This is a genomic window from Allobosea sp. TAB14 (assembly GCF_052113865.1).
GTDB classification, from domain to species: Bacteria; Pseudomonadota; Alphaproteobacteria; order Rhizobiales; family Beijerinckiaceae; genus Allobosea; species Allobosea spartocytisi.
This window is the reverse complement of record NZ_JBFRDQ010000168.1, coordinates 1-17,705: the sequence shown is the minus strand read 5'-3', so window position 1 is coordinate 17,705 and position 17,705 is coordinate 1. Positions and strand designations below refer to the sequence as shown.

The following is a 17,705-nucleotide window of genomic DNA, read 5'->3' as shown; positions in this document are numbered from 1 at the left end:
CCCTTGAAGTGCTCGTGATAGGCGAGATACTGGCTCTGTTCGGCCAGGGCGCGGCTATTTTGCGCCTGCTCATGTACGATGCTTTCCGCCCCGAGCTCGGCGGCATAGGCCGTGGAACCGGCTGCGGACAGCAGAAGCGCGGCGGCGACGGCAATAGTCTTGCGCGAAATCATGACAATCTCCTGTTCTTACGCCCACAAGCACCCAGCTAATTGTCGGAACCTGATTTCCAATGCCTCCGCGACTTCACTAGCATTCACGTCACCGTGAATGGCCGTCGTCGGCATGAATACAGGCGACGACTTGTCGCATTTACTTTCCTTCCCCGTCAGACGGCGAACCGTGCGAGTGCCCGGTCGGGGCCACGGCGCCCAGGCGGAAGCCGCCATGCGCGGAGCGCGCTCGTAACTCCGAGGTTGCCTTCCTACGTCGGGAGCCTAGCGTTGCTGACCTGGCAGGGCAGCTCGACGGAAAGGCGACGACGATGAAGAAGGGTTCCGATCTTCTGGTTGCGGCTTTGGAGAATGAAGGCGTCGACCGCGTTTTCGGCGTTCCGGGCGAGGAGAATCTCGATGTCGTCGAGTCCCTGCGCAAATCCAAGATCGAGCTGGTTCTGACGCGGCACGAACAGGCGGCGGCCTTCATGRCCGCAACCCATGGCAGGCTCACCGGCAAGCCCGGCGTCTGCATCGCGACACTAGGCCCCGGCGCGCTCAACTTCTCGACCGGCGCGGCCTATGCCCATCTCGGCGCCATGCCGATGATCCTGATCACCGGGCAGAAGGCGATCATGACCGCCAAGCAGGCGCGCTTCCAGATCGTCGACGTCGTCGCCTCGATGCGCCCGCTGACCAAGATGACGCGCCAGATCGTTAGCCCGGCCAGCATCCCCTCCGTGGTGCGGGATGCCTTCCGCGTCGCGATGGAGGAGCGGCCGGGGCCGGTCCATCTCGAACTGCCGGAGGATGTGGCCGCCGAGGAGATCGACGACATCCCGCTCATCCCCGTCCATCCGCTCGACCAGCCTGTCGCCCCGGCCGTCGCGCTCGACCGCGCGGCGCAGATGATCCTCGCGGCCAAGCGCCCGCTGGTGATGATCGGCGCCGCCGGCAACCGGCCGCGCCTAGTCGAGCCGCTCTCGGCCTTCGTGCGCAAGATCGGCGTGCCGTTCTTCAACACGCAGATGGGCAAGGGCGCCGTCACCGGCGGCTCCAACCTCTATCTGGGCACCGCTGCCCTGTCCGAGGGCGATTATGTCCATGAGGCCGTCGCCGCGGCGGACCTCATCATCGCGGTCGGCCACGACACGGTCGAGAAGCCGCCCTTCCTGATGCGCAGCGCCGGCGGGCCGAAGGTCATCCATGTCGGCTACCAATCGGCCAATGTCGAGCAGGTCTACCATCCCGATGCGGAGGTGATCGGCGATATCGGCGCGAGCGTCACGGCGCTCGGCGACAGGCTGGGCGGCAAGCTTCCGGAGCAGGCCAAAATGCTTGAGCTGCGCCAGCGCATCCTGACGAAGATCAACGACCGGGCCGAGGAGGACCGCTTCCCGGTCACGCCGCAGCGGCTCGTCCATGACGTGCGCGCGGTGATGCCGGAGGACGGCATCGTCTGCCTCGACAACGGCATGTACAAGATCTGGTTCGCGCGGAACTACCGCACCCATGTCGCCAACACGCTGCTGCTCGACAATGCGCTGGCGACGATGGGCGCCGGCCTGCCCTCGGCGATGATGGCGGCGATGCTGCATCCGCGCCGGCGCGTCATGGCCGTCTGCGGCGATGGCGGCTTCATGATGAACTCGCAGGAGATGGAGACGGCGGTCCGCCTGGGCCTCAACCTTGTCGTGCTCGTCCTCAATGACGGCGCCTATGGCATGATCCGCTGGAAGCAGGCCGTCGACAAATTCCCCGATTACGGCATGACCTTCGGCAATCCCGATTTCGTGCGCTATGCCGAGGCCTATGGCGCCAAGGGCTCGCGCGTGACCTCGGCGGAAGCGCTGGTGCCGACGCTCGAAGCCGCGTTCAAGGGCGGCGGCGTCCATCTCGTCGATTGCCCGATCGACTATTCCGAAAACACCCGCGTCCTCGTCGAGGAACTGCGCAATCGCGTGCCGGACGTCGATCTGGCCTGAGCTTTCACATTCATCGCGTTTTTAAAGGAGACGACCATGCTTCAGGTTGTTCAGGCTTATGACCGCGCGCCGATCACCGAGATCGAGACCGACGACGCAGCCGCTCTGGAACGCAAGCTGCAGGCCGCGCAGGCCGTCTTCAAGGACCGCGACAACTGGCTGAAGCCGCATCAGCGCATGRCGATCCTGCGCAAGCTCGCCGGGTTGCTCGAGGCGAAGCGCGACCATTTCGCCATGCAGATCGCCCGCGAGGGCGRCAAGCCCCTGCCGGACGCCATCGTCGAGGCCAACCGCGCCGTCGACGGCGTGAACAATGCTGCCGACGAATTGCGCAATTTCGCCGGCCGCGAGATCCCGATGGGGCTGTCCGCCGCGGCCGACGGCCGCTGGGCCTTCACCACCAAGGAGCCGATCGGCATCGTCGCGGCGATCTCGGCCTTCAACCATCCGCTCAACCTGATCGTCCATCAGGTCGCGCCGGCGATCGCGACCGGCTGCCCGGTCATCGTCAAGCCGGCCGGCACGACGCCGCTTTCCTGCATCGACTTCGTCAGGCTGGTGCATGAGGCCGGGTTGCCCGAAGCCTGGTGCCAGACCTTCGTGCCGGCCGAGACCGCGCTGGCGGAAAAGCTCGCGACCGATCCGCGCATCGCCTTCCTCAGCTTCATCGGCTCGGCCAAGGTCGGCTGGTACCTGCATTCGAAGCTCGCGCCCGGCGCGCGCTCGGCGCTGGAACATGGCGGCGTCGCGCCGGCGATCGTCGACAGGAGCGCCAATCTCGAGGCGATCATCGAGCCGATCGTGAAGGGCGGCTACTACCATGCCGGCCAGGTCTGCGTGTCGACGCAGCGCATCTATGTCCATGATTCCATCGTCAACGACTTCACCGAGCGCCTCGTCGCGCGGGTGAAGAAGCTGCGCACCGGCGATCCGACGCTCAAGGACACCGAGGTCGGCCCGCTGATCACCCCGAAGGAGGCCGACCGCGTCGCCGACTGGATCGACGAGGCGGTGAAGGGTGGCGCCAAGCTGCTCGCCGGCGGCAAGCGGCTCTCCGAGACGACGCTGGAGCCGACGGTGCTGGTCGATCCGGCGCCGGAAGCGCGCATCTCGCGCGAGGAAATCTTCGGGCCGGCCGTCGCGATCTATCGTTTCCGCGATCTCGACGACGCCATCGCCCGGGCCAATTCGCTGCCGGTCTCGTTCCAGTCCAGCATCTTCGCGCAGGATATCGATGTCGCGCTCCGGGCCGCCAACCGGCTCGACGCCTCGGCGGTGATGATCAACGACCCCACCACCTTCCGCACCGACTGGATGCCTTTCGCCGGCCGGCGCGTCTCGGGCTACGGCACTGGCGGCATCCCCTTCACCATGCRCGASATGRCGCAGGAGAAGATGATCCTGATGAAGCGGCGCTGAGGGGCCCGGGCCCCGGCCGCCGCGGCTCCGCGGCGTCGCGACCACGCGGCGGGCATGCCTGCCGGGGAGGCCGCCACGGCTGCGACGCCAAGCTGCCGATTGTGGCAATAATGCAGTGATATCAGTAGTTTATTATGCTTCTAAACTGAACGGTTTTGGTTGACCGGCCGGCGCGGGATGCCTAGGCAACAGGGCATCTGCGCCGCGAACGGCATCGGCCGCGACGCGCAACCGGGCCTGGTTCGCCGTGATCGTACCGTTTCTCATCATGCTTCGCGAAGGCATCGAGGCCGCGCTGATCGTCGGCATCGTCGCGAGCTATCTGGTCAGGACCGGGCGGCGCGAATGGCTGCCGGCGCTGTGGGTCGGCGTCGGCCTCGCCTGCGCCGCGAGCCTGGTGGCCGGCGCGGCGCTCGACATCGTCGCGGGGGAATTACCGCAGCGCGGGCAGGAGCTGTTCGAGGCCGTCATCGGCCTGATCGCCGCCGCCATGCTCGTCTCGATGGTGTTCTGGATGCGCAAGGCGGCGCGTTCGATCAAGGGCGAATTGCAGGCCGGCGTCGACGCGGCACTTTCCGGCGAGCATCAGGGCTTCGCGCTGGTCGGCCTCGCCTTCCTCGCCGTGGTGCGCGAGGGGCTGGAATCGGTCTTCTTCCTGCTCGCCATCTTCCAGCAGAACGGAGGCTGGGGACCWGCGATGGGTGCCGGGCTCGGCATCCTGCTCGCCGTCGCGGCCGGCTACGCCATCTATGCGCTCGGCGTGAAGCTCAATCTGCGCGTCTTCTTCCGCTGGACCGGCATCCTGATCCTGTTCGTCGCGGCCGGGCTGGTCGCGAATGCCGTGCGCTCGCTGCACGAGGCCGGGCTCTGGAACCATCTCCAGCAGAACGTCTACGATCTCGGCACGACCTTGCCGGCCGATGGCCCGCTGGGCGCAATCCTTTCCGGCTTCTTCGGCTATCAGGAACGGGCCGCGCTCGGCGAGGTCATCGCCTATCTCGCCTTCCTGGTGCCGGCGCTCGTGCTTTTCCTCAGGGCGGGCGGCCAGGACCAGGCCGCCACGGTGGGGCGCGCCGGAACCCGCCATTCGCCGCGCCTGAAGCTTGCCGGCGTCGCCACGCTGCTGCTGATCTGCGGCGGCATCAGTGCCTTCGTCTATGCCGCCGGCAACCGGCGCGCCGCCACGCCGGACAGGAACGAGATCGCCGTCGCCATCACCGACAAGAGCTGCGAGCCGGCAACGCTGACGGTCCCCGCCGGCAGGCTGAGCTTCGTCGTGACCAATCGCGGCGCACGCGTGCTGGAATGGGAAATCCTCGACGGCGTCATGGTGCTGGAGGAGCGCGAGAATATCGCGCCCGGCCAGTCGCGGCGTCTGACGACGCAGCTCCATCCCGGCGAGTACAGCATCACCTGCGGCCTGCTCAGCGCCCCGCGCGGCCGCCTGATCGTCCAGGCTTCGACGGCGCAGCCGCGCGTGGCGCTGACGCTGATGGACATGGCCGGCCCGGCCGCCGAATACCGCGCCGTCCTGAGCGAGCGCTCGGCCGCGTTCGGCAGCGCGCTCGATGCCTTCGAGCAGGCACAGGCGGCGGGAGACGCGCAGGCCGCGCGCGAGGCTCGCGGTCGCGCCATGGCGCTCCTTCCGGTGCTGCGTCCCGCGACGGCGGGCGACGCGGAGCTCGAGACGCTCTTCGCCAGGGTGCAAACCGCCCTCGCCGGCGACACAGCGGCCGTCCCCGCCGAGATCCGGCAGGCGGGCGAGGCTTTCCGCACGGCGCTCAGCCAGCGCACCGTGCTGCCCGATACCATGCTGGCCGGGGCGATCACGCTGTTGTCGCCGCAGGATGGCGAGACGAGTGCGCCCGAGGATGTCGCCGCCGCGAGTGCCATCGCGCGGCTGCTGCTGCCGCTGACGGCGCGCATCGATCCCGTTCTGGCGGCGCGGACCGGGGCCGATCTTGCCGGCCTGCCGCGCGACGCCAAGCCGGGCGGCGCGACGCGGGCGCTGGCCGAGGATCTCGCGGCCATGCGCAAGGCGCTCGCCCTGCCCGAGACGGAGCGCAGATCGTGACGAAACCGGGCAAAGGCTTCGCCCCCTCGCGGCGTTCGCTGCTGACCGGCGGCGCGGCAACCATCGGCGGCGCCACGCTGGCGCAGGCGGCGCCTCAACCGGCCCAAAACCCGGCCGCAGCGCCCGAGAGCGACGCGACCGCCCAGCGCCAGCCCTTCCACGGCCTGCACCAATCCGGCATCGTGACGCCGCGTCCCGCGACCGGTCTCGTCGCCGCCTTCGATGTCGCGGCCACCTCGCTCGACGAGCTCGACCGGCTCCTGCGCATTCTGACCGAGCGCATCGCCTTCCTGATGCAGGGCGGCCCGGCGCCTACCGCCGATCCCGGCTTTCCGCCGCCGGACAGCGGCATCCTCGGCCCGGTGATCGCGCCCGACAATCTCACCGTCACCGTCGCGCTCGGCGCCTCGCTCTTCGACGAACGCTTCGGCTTGAGCCCGCTGAAGCCGAAGCGCCTGCAGCGGATGAAGCGCTTTCCGAACGACGCGCTCGACGGCGCGCTCTGCCATGGTGATCTCCTGCTGCAGATCTGCTCGAACACCGCCGACACCAATATCCACGCGCTGCGCGACATCCTGAAGAACACGCCCGATCTGTTGCTGCTGCGCTGGAAGCAGGAAGGCAGCGTGCCGGTGCGCCAGGCCAGATCGACCGATGCCAGGCCGGGCGAACCGCCCGAAAGCGCGCGCAACCTGCTCGGCTTCCGCGACGGCACGGCCAATCCCGACACCACCGACAAAGCGCTGATGGGCCATCTCGTCTGGGTGCAGGAAGGCTCCGACGAGCCGGGCTGGGCAGCGCATGGCAGCTATCAGGTCGTGCGTATCATCCGCAATTTCGTCGAGCGCTGGGACCGCACCGCGCTCAGCGAGCAGCAGGACATCATGGGCCGCATGAAGGCGTCGGGCGCGCCGATGGGCGGCAGCCGCGAATATGACGAGCCCGCCTATGCCGACGATCCCGAAGGCAAGCGCACCAGGCTCGACGCCCATATTCGCCTCGCCAATCCGCGCCGGCCGGAGACGGAAGCGAGCCGCATGCTGCGCCGGCCGTTAAACTATTCCAACGGCGTCACCCGCGCCGGCCAGCTCGACATGGGGCTGCTCTTCATCTCGTTCCAGCAGGATCTGGAGCGCAGCTTCATCGCCGTGCAGAAGCGCCTCGATGGCGAGCCGCTCGAGGAATACATCAAGCCCGTCGGCGGCGGCTACTTCTTCGCGCTGCCCGGCGTGCCTGACGCTGGCAGCTATCTCGGCGCCGGCCTGATCCGGGCCGCGCGCGGCATCGTTCCCGCCGCGGCTTCGACTTCCCCCCGCAAGACAGGAGATTGATATGAGCTTGCGCTTCGCATGGCTGGCCGGCGCCAGCCTGATCGCCGCTGTGACCGCCGGATCGGCGCAGGCCGCCTCGCCGCTCGATCTCGTCGCACCCGTCGCAGCGTACAAGCTCTATGTCTCGCAAGGCGTCGACAAGCTGGTGAAGGACACCAAAGCCTTCACCGACGCGGTCAAGGCCGGCGACCTCGCCAAGGCCAAGGCCCTCTATGCGCCCACCCGCATCTCCTACGAGATGATCGAGCCGGTCGCGGAATTGTTCAGCGATCTCGATGGCAAGATCGACTCGCGCGCCGACGATCACGAGAGGAAGGAGGAGGACCCGGAGTTCACCGGCTTCCACCGCATCGAATACGGGCTCTTCGCCAAGAACAGCACCGAGGGGCTTGGCCCCTTCGCCGACAAGCTCATGGCCGACGTCACCGAGTTGCAGGGCCGCATCAAGGGGCTGACCGTTCCGCCGGACAAGATGGTCGGGGGCGCGGCGGCGCTGATCGAGGAGGTCGCCGCGACCAAGGTCTCCGGCGAGGAGGATCGCTACAGCCACACCGATCTCTGGGACTTCCAGGCCAATGTCGACGGCGCCAAGACGATCGTCGACCTGCTGCGCCCGCTCGTCGTCAAGGACGACAAGGCGCTGTCCGAGAAGATCGACGCCAATTTCGCCACGGTCGACAGGACGCTGGCCAAATACAAGCTCCAGGACGGCGGCTTCGAGACCTATGACAAGCTGAGCGAGGCCGACCGCARGGCGCTCGCCGCGACGATCACCACGCTCGCGGAAGACCTCGCCAAGCTCAAGGGCGTGCTCGGCCTCGGCTGAGCGCCCCCGACACAGAACGGTCACGCTGGCGCGGCACTCGACAGGTGGAAGCCGATGCGCCAATGACGGCACATCGGCGTCATCGCCTTTCAAGCCACCATCAACGGACCGCCAGCATGACCGCCTCTTCCGCGAACGCACCCGCTTCCCAGGGCCGCATCGCCCTGCTCGGCGCGCCGATCGAGGTCGGCGCCTCCCGTCGCGGCGCGCTGATGGGCCCCGCCGGACTGCGCACCGCCGGGCTCACGCGCATGCTGGAAGAGCTCGGCTACACCGTCGAGGACCATGGCGACATCCTGCCGCGCGACCTGACGCCCGTCGACGGTCCGGCGCCCGAGAACGCCCGCTTCTACCCTGAGATCGCCGCCTGGATGCGCGCGCTCAGCGCCCGCGCCTATGAGCTCGCCCGCACCGGCGCGACACCGATCTTCCTCGGCGGCGATCACAGCCTGTCGATGGGCTCGGTCAACGGCGTCGCGCGCCACTGGCAGGAGCAGGGCCGCAAGCTCTTCGTGCTCTGGCTCGATGCCCATGCCGATTTCAACATGCCGGCGATCTCGCCCTCCGGGAACATGCATGGCATGTCCTCGGCCTTTCTCTGCGGCGAGGCCGGCCTCGACGACCTGCTCGGCACGGAACCCCGCGCCTCGATTACCCCGGCCCAGCTCAGCCTGTTCGGCATCCGCTCGGTCGATCCGCTCGAGAAGGCGGCCGTGAAGGCACGCGGCGTCGATGTCGCCGACATGCGCGCCATCGACGAGCATGGCGTCGGCGTGCTGATCCGCCAGGTCATCGAGAAGGTGCGCGCCGCCAACGGCGTGCTGCACGTCTCCTTCGACGTCGATTTCATCGACCCGCCGCTGGCGCCGGGCGTCGGCACCACCGTTCCGGGCGGTGCGACCTATCGCGAGGCCCATCTGGTGATGGAGCTGCTGCACGATTCCGGGCTGGTGCGCTCGATGGACATCGTCGAGCTCAACCCCTTCCGGCTGCCGGCAAGCATGTCTATTGTGAGAAGCCGCTCGCCATGGAGCTGGCGCAAGCGGAGGCGCTGATCTCGCAGGCGCAAGGCTCCGGGCTGACGCTCGCGACAGCCCCCGCCAACGGGCTCAGCGACGCGCATCGCCTTGTCGATGAGACGCTGCGTGCGGGGCGTATCGGCGCGCCCCGGCTGGTCTATGCCGCCATGGAGGACGGACCGGTCTTCCGCGACAATTGGGCTCGCTGGCGCTCGCGCTCGGGTGCGCCCTGGCCGGGGCTGCACGAATTCGAGATCGGCTGCACGCTGGAGCATGCCGGCTACGCGCTCTCCTGGCTGGTGACGCTGTTCGGCCCGGTCGAGAGCCTGACCGCCTTCTCCGCAGTGACATTTCCGGACAAGGGGCCGGGCACCGGGCATATCGCGATGGCGCCGGATTTCTCGGTCGGCTGTCTGAGCTTCCGCTCCGGCGTCGTGGCGAGGCTGACGAACGGGCTCGCCGCGCCGCGCGACCGCTCATTGCAGATCTTCGCGGAAAAGGGCTCGCTCACGGTGCGCGACCTCTGGGACAACCGCTCCACCGTTCATGTCGAGGAAACCGACGCGCCGCGCTCGCTGCTCGGCCGGCTCCTGACCCGCGCCGAGGCGAAGCTCGGGCGCGCCTTGCCCTGGAAGCCGACGCCCGGCCGGCGCCTGCCCTATCCGGCGCAGGCAGCGAGCAAGGCCCTGCCGAACTTCCCCTCGCAGATCGATTTCATGCGCGGCATCGCCGACCAGGCCGAGGCGATCGCTCGCGGAGAGGCGCCACGCTTCTCCGGCGCGCTGGCGCTGCACATCACGGAACTCGCGCTGGCCCTGAACAATGCGCGCGACCTGCCGCAGCCTTATCGGGTGAGGTCGCGTTTCTGATCAGCCGCGCCCTGCCGGCGGCTGGGCCAGCACGGTTTCGATGATGCGCAGCACGGCCGCGCTTTCCGAGAGCGGCATCGTCGCGCAATGCGTCTCTCCGGCCCGAATCGCAGCCATTACCGCCTCCGCCTGAAATTGCAGGCCGTGACCGGGAAAGGCGAAAACCTCGCTGCGGCGTCCGACCTTCGGAATGCGGTCGAGAAAGCGCGTGGCGAGACCCTGTCCGCGCTCATAGACCGCTGAAGCCCGAACGGGATCGCTGACGAAGCTCAGGCGCTGCGCCTTCAAAAACGGCGTTTCGATCAGCAGCGCCCCTCGCGTGCCTTCGATCAGGAAACGATTGGCGCTGTTGCGGTCGAAGCCGCAGGAGAGTTCGGCCACGGCCTCAGAATAATCGAGCCTGAATTCGCTGCGCAGATCGACGCCGCTCGCTGCCGCAAGCCAGCGCCCGCTGACGGCCTGCGGCTCGCCGAGCAGATGCAGCACCAGCGACAGCGGATAGACGCCGAGATCGAAGGCCGCGCCGCCGCCCAGCGCCGGATCGAAGAAGCGGCTGCCCGGCTCCTGCGGGTGGGCATAGGAGAGATCCGCGCGAATGCGCCTGATGTCTCCGATCCGCCCTGCCGCGAGCTGTTCGCGGACCGCGCGGACCGCTGGCAGGAAGCGGCTCCACAGCGCCTCCATGGCGAAGACGCCGCGCTCGCGTGAAGCCTGCGCGATCGCCTCGACATCGCCGCTCTTCAGCGCGATCGGCTTCTCGATCAGCACCGGCTTGCCGGCGGCGATGACCTTCAGCGCCTGCGCGGCATGGAGATGGTTCGGCGTCGCGATATAGACCGCTGCGACGGCCGGATTGGCGAGAAACGCCGCTTCGTCGTCATAGGCCGTCGCACTGAGGCGGTCGGCGAAGGCTTGCGCCTTGTCCTGCGAGCGTGAATGGACGGCCGCGATGCGTGCCTGCGGCAGCAGGCCGAGATCGGCGGCGAAGAGCCCGGCGATGGCGCCGGTGCCCATGATTCCCCAGCCGAATGACCGTTCCTGCGCCACGCGCCCCTCCGTCGCTGTCGCCAGCGATAGCGGGCGCGCGGTTAAGGGTGCGTTCCTCAGACCGCCAGCGCCATGCCGTCCTTGCGGTGGTCGGAGGCGCCGAACATTACGCCGCGGGCGTGATCGACCCAGATCGCCTGGCAGCCGCCGAGCGGCTCCTCGGCCCAGACCACGTCATGGCCGCGTGCCTTGAGATCGGCCGCGACGCTTTCGGGGATCGTCGGCTCCAGCGAGAGCTTGCCGTCATAGGCGAAGCTGCGGGCTGCGTCGGATGCCTGCTGCGGATCGAGGCCACGGTCGAGGATGCCGGAAATGAAATGGGCGTGGCCGGTCGACTGGTACTGACCGCCCATCACGCCGAACGGCATCACCGCGCGGCCGCCCTTGGCCAGCATGCCGGGAATGATGGTGTGGAAGGGGCGCTTGCGCGGCGCGATGGCGTTGGGATGGCCCTCGATCAGGCGGAAGCCCGAGCCGCGGTTCTGCAGCATGACGCCGGATTTTTCCGCATAGATGCCGCTGCCGAAAGCCGAGAACAGCGAGTTGATGAAGGAGATCATGTTGCCGTCGCCGTCGACGACGCAGAGATAGATCGTGTCCTTGTGCAAGGGCATGTCGAAGGCTTCAGGCTTCGCCGCCTTCTCCAGGCTGATCTGCGCCCGCAGCCGGCCGACGAATGCGTCGGACAGGAACGCCTCGGTGTCGAAGGGGCTCGCAGCCGGATCGGCGACCAGCGCGTCGCGCTGGCGATAGGCCGCCTTACTGGCCTCCGCGAGGAGATGGATGCGATCGGCCTCGCTGAGCTTGCCGTCCTTGAGGTCGAAGCCGTCGAGGATGCGCGCGATCAGCAGCGCCGCGATGCCCTGGCCGTTCGGCGGGCACTCCCAGAGATGGTGGTCGCGATAAGCGGCGCCGATCGGATCGACATAGTCCGGCTTCGCGGTGGCGAAATCCTCGACCGCCATCAGGCTGCCGGCCTTGTTCAGGACGGCGACCATCTCCTCGGCGGCCTCGCCCTCATAGAAGGCGGCACGGCCTTCGCGGGCGATGCGGCGCAGCATCCTACCGAGAGCGGGGTGGACCATCTTGTCGCCCGTCACCGGCGCCTTGCCGCCGGGCAGGTAGACGGCATTGCCGAGGCCGTGCTTCTCGATGCGGCCGCGATAGCGGTTCCAGTCGAGCGAGACGCGCGGCGTCACCACGAAGCCCTCCTCGGCGGCGCGGATCGCCGCAGCGAAGATCTCATCGAGGCTCTTGCTGCCGTGATCGGCGTTGAGGCGGCACCAGGCGTCGATCGCGCCCGGCACGGTGACGGCATGAGGCGAATCCGGCGCGATCGCGGTCAGGCCCTGGCCGAGGAACCAGCCGAGCTCGGCCTTGGCGGGCGCGCGGCCCGAGCCGTTGATGGCGACCATCTTGCCGCCGGCCGGGGCATAGATCGCGAAGCAGTCGCCGCCGATGCCGGTCATATGCGGGTCGACCACCGCCTGCACCGCGACCGCCGCGATGGCCGCGTCGACGGCGTTGCCGCCGGCGCGCAGGATGTCGACGGCCGCCAGCGTCGCCGCCGGATGCGAGGTCGCCGCCATGCCGCGGTCGCCGACCGCCACCGAACGGCCCGGCACCATGAAATCGCGATTGCCCCAGCTCATATCCCGCTCCATCCGTTCCCGGTGCCGATTCCGGCATCCTCGTTTCGGGCAAGGCTTTGACCGCAGAAACCGGCGCTGACAATCCCGCGCCGCGCATGGCCGGCATGGTTCCGCGGTGCCGGCAGGAGCGAGCGCCGCCTGGCCGGGACCCGCGGCAGGGGCGGTGTGGTCTGCGGGCTTGTCTGCTAGCTTCGGTCGACGAACAGGGAGAGATTCGCGTGACCAAACCCGCTACGCCGCCGATCCGCCGGGCCATGGTGCTTGCGGCCGGGCTCGGCCAGCGCATGCGCCCGATCACCGATACGCTGCCGAAGCCGCTGGTGAGGATCGGCGGGCGAGCCATGCTGGACCATATGCTCGACCGGCTGGCCGATGCGGGCGTCGAGGACGCGGTGGTCAACGTCCATCACCTTGCCGGCCAGGTCGAGGCCCATCTCGCCGCCCGGCAATGGCCCCGCATCACCATCTCCGACGAGCGCGCCGAACTGCTCGAGACCGGCGGCGGCGTGAAGAAGGCGCTGCCCCTGTTCGGCACGACGCCGTTCTTCCACACCAATTCCGATGCGCTCTGGCGCGAGACGGGCCGGCCGGCGCTCCCGGCGATGGCGCGGAGCTGGGACCCGGAGCGCATGGACATCCTGCTGCTGCTCGCCGATCTCGAAACCAGCCTTGGCTTCGACGGTGCGGGCGACTTCTTCCGCGGCGCGGACGGGCGCCTGACACGCCGTGGTTCGGCCGCGCGCGCGCCATGGGTCTATGCCGGCGTCGCCATTCTGAAGCCCGGGCTCTTTGCCGACACGCCCGACGGTCCGTTCTCGCTCAACCTGCTCTTCGACCGTGCCATCGCGCAGGGCCGCCTCTTCGGCGAGGTGCTGGAAGGCCGCTGGCTCCATGTCGGCACGCCCGACGCGATCGCGCCGGCCGAGGCCGCGCTCGCCGCTCAGCCTGTCGATGCCTGAGCTCAACCTGTTCAGCATCCCGGCCGGCGCGCCGTTTCTGGAGGTGCTGGCCGGGGCGATGGTCGAGGGCCGCTTCGGCCCGGTCTACGACCCCGAGGATCCCGCCGCCATGGCGCGCGCGACGCTCTATCTGCCGACGCGCCGCGCCGCCCGCGCCTTCACCGCGATCCTGGCGGGCAGGCTCGGCGGCAGGCCGTTGCTCCTGCCCCGCATCGTCCCGCTCGGCGATGTCGATGAGGCCGAGACGGCGCTGATCGGCTCCGGCGCCTGGGCGGGCGAGCGGGTCGCGCCGATCGAGCCGCTGACGCGCCGCATGCTGCTGACCCGGCTGGTCGATGCCTGGGGCCGCAGCGCCAATCGCAGCCATCTCCAGCTCGACCCGTCCGAGCCGTCATTGGTGCCGGCGACGCTGGCCGAGGCCTATGGGCTGGCCGGCGATCTCGCCGCCCTGCTCGACCAGATGCAGACCGAGGGCGTGCCTGTCGAGCGGCTGGGTAAGCTCGATGCCGCGCGCTTCGACAAGGTCTGGCAGCTCAATGCCGGCTTCCTCGGCATTCTGGGCGAGGCCTGGCCGCAGATCCTTGCCGAACTGGACGCTTGCGATCCCGCCGACTTCCGCAACCGGATGCTGGCGGCGGAACGCGAGCGGCTTCTCGCGGGTGAAGCGAAGGGGCCGATCATCGCCGCCGGTTCGACCGGCACCGTGCCCGCGACGGCGGAACTGCTCGCGGCGATCGCCCGGCTGCCGAACGGGGCCGTGGTGCTGCCCGGCATCGACCTCGGGCTCGACGAGCGGAGCTGGACGGCGATCGAGGCCGAGCCCGCGCCGTCCCACCCGCAAGCCGCGCTGCACCGCCTGATGGAGGTGCTTCAGGCGACGCGCGCCGATGTGCGCGAGCTCGCCGTGCCCGATGCCGCCCGCAGCGCCCGTGCCGACCTCGTACGTGAGGCGACGTTGCCCGCCTCGGTCACCGAGCTCTGGTCCGATCTCGGCCGGCGCGTGCCGCGGGATATGGCCGAGGCCGCCTTCGATGGCCTGCGCATCGTCGAGGCGGCGGATGAGCGCGAGGAGGCGCTGGCCGTGGCGCTGGCGCTGCGCGAGACATTGGAGCAGCCGGGGAGCCATGCGGCACTGGTGACGCCGGACCGGGGCCTTGCCGAGCGCGTCGCGGTCGAATTGAGGCGCTGGGGCGTCGAGGTCGACGATTCCGCCGGCTTGCCGCTCGGCCGCTGGCCCGCAGGCGCGCTGCTGCGGCAGATCCTGGAGGCGGCGCTGGCGCAGATGACGCCGGCGACGCTGGTGCCCTTGCTCGCCCACCCGCTCTGTCGGTTGGGCTTGAGCCGCGAGGCGGTCGCGCGTGGCGCGGCGGCGCTGGAGATCGGCACCTGGCGCGGCAATGCGGTCGGCAAGGGGCTCGCCGGGCTCAATGTCGCGCTCGACCAATGGGACGAATTGCGCAAGGATCGGCACGTGCCCGGCCCGCAGGCGCGGCTGACGGCGGAGGATCGTGCCACTGCCGCCACGCTGCTGCACGCCGTCGAACGGGCGAGCGCGCCCCTGCTCGAAGCCTTGTTTCTCGAAGAGCCGTCGCTTGCCCGCGTGGTTCGGGCGGCCCGCGAGGCCGTCACCGCCTTCAGTGCGGGCGAAGCCGGTCAACCGCTCGCCTTTGTCGGGCCGGATGGCGAGGCGCTCTCCGGGCTGTTCGACGAGCTGGTTGCTGCCGAAAGCGTGATGCCGCCGGGCGGCCGGGCCCAGGATTTCGTCGCGATCCTCGACGGCTTGCTGGGCGAGCGCGCAGTCGCGCGCAAGGCGCCGGGCCATCCGCGTGTCGCCATCTGGGGCTTGCTCGAGGCGCGCCTGCTCGAAGCCGACCATATCGTGCTGGGTGGGCTGAACGAGACGGTCTGGCCGCCGCAGACCACGACCGATTCCTTCATCAACCGCCCGATGCGCGCCGAGCTCGGCCTGACGCCGCCGGAGCGCCGCATCGGCCAGACGGCGCATGACTTCATCCAGGCGCTGATGGCGCCGACCGTCACGCTGACGCGCCCGCGCAAGGCGGGGGAGGCGGAAACCATCGCCTCGCGCTTCTGGCAGCGCCTGCAGGCGGTGGCGCCGGCGGAGATCTGGAAAGCCGCCGTTGAGCGAGGCGATCGGTTGCGCGGCTTCGCGGCCCTGCTCAGCGCGCCGGCGGCTGCGAAACCCGTGGCGCGTCCRGCGCCGCGCCCGCCGCGCGAATGGCAGCCGCTGTCGCTCAGCGTCACCGAAGTCGAGACGCTCTATCGCGACCCCTATCAGATCCATGCCCGCAAGATCCTGAAGCTCGATGCGCTCGATCAGCTGATCGAGGACCCGACCGCGCAGGATCGCGGCAAGCTGCTGCACGGCATCGTCGAGGACTTCACCAAGACCTATCCCGAGCAATTGCCCGCCGATGCCTTGGGGCAGGTCGTCGCCATCGGCAATCGCCTGTTCCAGGCCTATGACGACGTGCCCGAGGTGCGCGCCTTCTGGTGGCCGCGCTTCCTGCTGACGGCAGGCCACTTCGTCCGCTGGGAGGAGCGCCGCCGCGGCGAGATCGCCCGCATCGGGGTCGAACTCGGCACCGGCGCGAGCTTCACGCTGGCCGATGGCAGCGAGTTCCGCCTGCATGGCCGCGCCGACCGTATCGAATTGACCCGCGAGCCGAGCCTGCGCATCGTCGATTTCAAGACCGGCGCACCGCCGAGCAAGGCGCAGGTGGAAAAGGGCTTCGCCCCCCAGCTCACGCTCGAAGCCGAACTTGCCGCCCGCGCCGGCTTCAAGGGGTTGGCCGGTCCGACGCCGGTCTCAGGCCTGCTCTACATGAAGCTGCATCACGATCCGAAGGGCTGGGCCAAGGACAAGCCGCTCGATTTCGACGGCGAGCCGCTGGCGGATGTCGCAGCCCGGCACCTCGACAACCTGCTCAAGCATCTCGATGCGCTGCGCTCCGGCCGCGAGGCCTATGTCTCGCGCCGCGCGCCGGACTATATCCGCTACGCCAGCCCCTACGATCATCTCGCCCGGGTCAAGGAATGGTCGGCCGCTCCCGGCGGAGAGGAAGGGGGCGAACCATGAAGCCGGGCTGGATCGTTCCGCCGCTGACCAATCAGAGGCAGGCGCGGGCCGCCGATCCCGGCCTCTCCGCCTGGGTCTCGGCCAATGCCGGCTCCGGCAAGACCCATGTGCTGGTCAACCGGGTGCTGCGCCTGCTGCTCGACGGCGTCCCGCCCGGCCGGATGCTGTGCATCACCTATACCAAGGCGGCGGCCGCCAACATGGCGAACCGCATCTTCAAGGCGCTCGGCAACTGGGCGACGCTCGACCCGGAAGCCTTGCGCCAGGCCTTGACGCAACTGAGCGGCCGCATGCCGAGCATGGCCGAGCAGGCGAAGGCGCGCCGCCTTTTCGCGGAATCGCTGGAGACTCCGGGCGGCCTGCGGATCGAGACGATCCACGCCTTCTGCACCCGCGTGCTCCAGGCGGCGCCTTTCGAGGCGAACGTGCCGCCGCGCTTCGAGGTCGCGGATGATCTCGCCCAGGCGCAGATGCTGCGCGAGGCGCGGCGCGAATTGCTCGCGCTCGTCGCGGCCAATCCGCAAGGGCCGGAGGCGACGGCGCTCGACCTGCTGGCGCGGCTCGCGGCGCAGGACTCATTCGAGAGCATGGTGCAGGAGGCGCTGCGCCAGCGCGCTTTGTTCAGCGACGCGAGCGGCCGTGCCCGTGATCCGCAGGAGATGCGCGCCGGCATCGCCGCCTTCCTCGGCATCGCGCCCGATCTGACAGCCGATGCGGTCAAGGCCGCCTTCCGCTCGGAATTCACCGCGCTGTCCGGCCTGCAGGCGCTGATCGAGGCGCTCGCCGCTGGCAGCAAGACCCGGCAGGATTTCGCCGCGACCTTGCGCGCGCTGGTCGCCGGGCAGGATGATGGCGACCCTGTCGCCTTTTGCCGGCGCGGCTTCATCACCGCGGAAGGGGCGATCAACAGCAATGTGCGTGGGCGGGGCAACTCCGCCTTCGACGGCGCCCTGCTTGCGACGCTCGAGGCGCTGGCGGATTGTCTGCTGACGGCGTCCGACCGGCTGAACGCGATCGCCATCCGCGACCGCAGCGCGGCGCTCGCCTTGCTGGTGACGCGCATGCTGGCTTCCTACCAACGCCAGAAAAGCCTGCGCTCGCTGCTCGACTATGACGACCTGATCGCGCGGACCCGCTCGCTGCTGGAGCGGGTCGAGGCCGCCTGGGTGCTCTACAAGCTCGACGCTGGCATCGACCACATCCTGCTCGACGAGGCGCAGGACACCGGCGAGGCGCAATGGGCGATCCTGCGCAAGCTCGCCGAGGAGT

The 17,705-nt window shown here is 69.2% G+C and carries 11 protein-coding genes and 2 pseudogenes; 11 read left to right on the top strand and 2 right to left on the bottom strand.

Annotated features, from left to right (window positions below; translation table 11 throughout):
• Positions 1-484 precede the first annotated feature (484 nt).
• The 8 genes and pseudogenes from AB4Y99_RS21300 to AB4Y99_RS21265 all read left to right on the top strand — a co-directional run.
• Positions 485-2,140: an acetolactate synthase large subunit gene (locus tag AB4Y99_RS21300; RefSeq protein ID WP_441524732.1), complete on the top strand. Its 1,656-nt coding sequence runs from the start codon at positions 485-487 to the stop codon at positions 2,138-2,140.
• Between the two features lie 36 nt (positions 2,141-2,176).
• A complete protein-coding gene (locus AB4Y99_RS21295; RefSeq protein WP_441524731.1) occupies positions 2,177-3,559 on the top strand; it encodes an aldehyde dehydrogenase family protein in 1,383 nt (460 codons plus the stop codon).
• A gap of 247 nt (positions 3,560-3,806) precedes the next feature.
• A pseudogene (gene efeU / locus AB4Y99_RS21290) lies at positions 3,807-4,622 on the top strand (iron uptake transporter permease EfeU); the annotation flags it as partial.
• Complete coding sequence (locus AB4Y99_RS21285) at positions 4,623-5,633, top strand: cupredoxin domain-containing protein (RefSeq protein WP_441524734.1); 1,011 nt, start codon at positions 4,623-4,625, stop codon at positions 5,631-5,633. It begins immediately after the preceding pseudogene.
• Positions 5,630-6,964 carry an iron uptake transporter deferrochelatase/peroxidase subunit gene (gene efeB / locus AB4Y99_RS21280; protein WP_441524730.1) on the top strand — a complete coding sequence of 445 codons (1,335 nt, stop codon included), beginning with the start codon at positions 5,630-5,632 and terminating at the stop codon, positions 6,962-6,964. The genes AB4Y99_RS21285 and efeB overlap by 4 nt, the downstream gene beginning before the upstream one ends.
• A 1-nt stretch (position 6,965) precedes the next feature.
• Positions 6,966-7,790: an iron uptake system protein EfeO gene (gene efeO, locus AB4Y99_RS21275; protein WP_441524729.1), complete on the top strand. Its 825-nt coding sequence runs from the start codon at positions 6,966-6,968 to the stop codon at positions 7,788-7,790.
• A 116-nt stretch (positions 7,791-7,906) separates the two neighbouring features.
• Entirely contained in the window at positions 7,907-8,845 is a 939-nt protein-coding gene (gene rocF / locus AB4Y99_RS21270) for an arginase (protein ID WP_441524728.1), read from the top strand.
• Positions 8,782-9,678: pseudogene (locus tag AB4Y99_RS21265) on the top strand (Gfo/Idh/MocA family protein); the annotation flags it as partial. The gene rocF and the pseudogene AB4Y99_RS21265, both read left to right, overlap by 64 nt.
• Here AB4Y99_RS21265 and AB4Y99_RS21260 read toward each other — a convergent pair.
• Both AB4Y99_RS21260 and ggt read right to left on the bottom strand, forming a co-directional pair.
• Positions 9,679-10,692, bottom strand: coding sequence for a Gfo/Idh/MocA family protein (locus AB4Y99_RS21260; RefSeq protein ID WP_441524733.1), 1,014 nt, complete (start codon positions 10,690-10,692; stop codon positions 9,679-9,681).
• Positions 10,693-10,781: 89 nt separating this feature from the next.
• Complete coding sequence (gene ggt, locus AB4Y99_RS21255) at positions 10,782-12,377, bottom strand: gamma-glutamyltransferase (protein WP_441524727.1); 1,596 nt, start codon at positions 12,375-12,377, stop codon at positions 10,782-10,784.
• 218 nt (positions 12,378-12,595) lie between these two features.
• On the opposite strand from ggt, the gene AB4Y99_RS21250 reads away from it, so the two are divergent.
• The 3 genes from AB4Y99_RS21250 to AB4Y99_RS21240 form a co-directional block, all read left to right on the top strand.
• The gene (locus tag AB4Y99_RS21250) at positions 12,596-13,336 is read left to right on the top strand and encodes a nucleotidyltransferase family protein (RefSeq protein WP_441524726.1); all 741 of its coding nucleotides are present in this window, start codon (positions 12,596-12,598) and stop codon (positions 13,334-13,336) included.
• The gene (gene addB, locus AB4Y99_RS21245) at positions 13,329-16,436 is read left to right on the top strand and encodes a double-strand break repair protein AddB (RefSeq protein WP_441524725.1); all 3,108 of its coding nucleotides are present in this window, start codon (positions 13,329-13,331) and stop codon (positions 16,434-16,436) included. The genes AB4Y99_RS21250 and addB overlap by 8 nt, the downstream gene beginning before the upstream one ends.
• On the top strand, positions 16,433-17,705 hold a 1,273-nt coding region (locus tag AB4Y99_RS21240; protein WP_441524724.1), incomplete at its 3' end, for a UvrD-helicase domain-containing protein. The genes addB and AB4Y99_RS21240, both read left to right, overlap by 4 nt.

Bases quoted from the DNA above. Each gene is read 5' to 3' on its own strand.
- rocF (WP_441524728.1), top strand. From the start codon at position 7,907: ATGACCGCCTCTTCCGCGAACGCACCCGCTTCCCAGGGCCGCATCGCC.
- AB4Y99_RS21260 (WP_441524733.1), bottom strand. From the start codon at position 10,692: ATGGGCACCGGCGCCATCGCCGGGCTCTTCGCCGCCGATCTCGGCCTG.
- ggt (WP_441524727.1), bottom strand. From the start codon at position 12,377: ATGAGCTGGGGCAATCGCGATTTCATGGTGCCGGGCCGTTCGGTGGCG.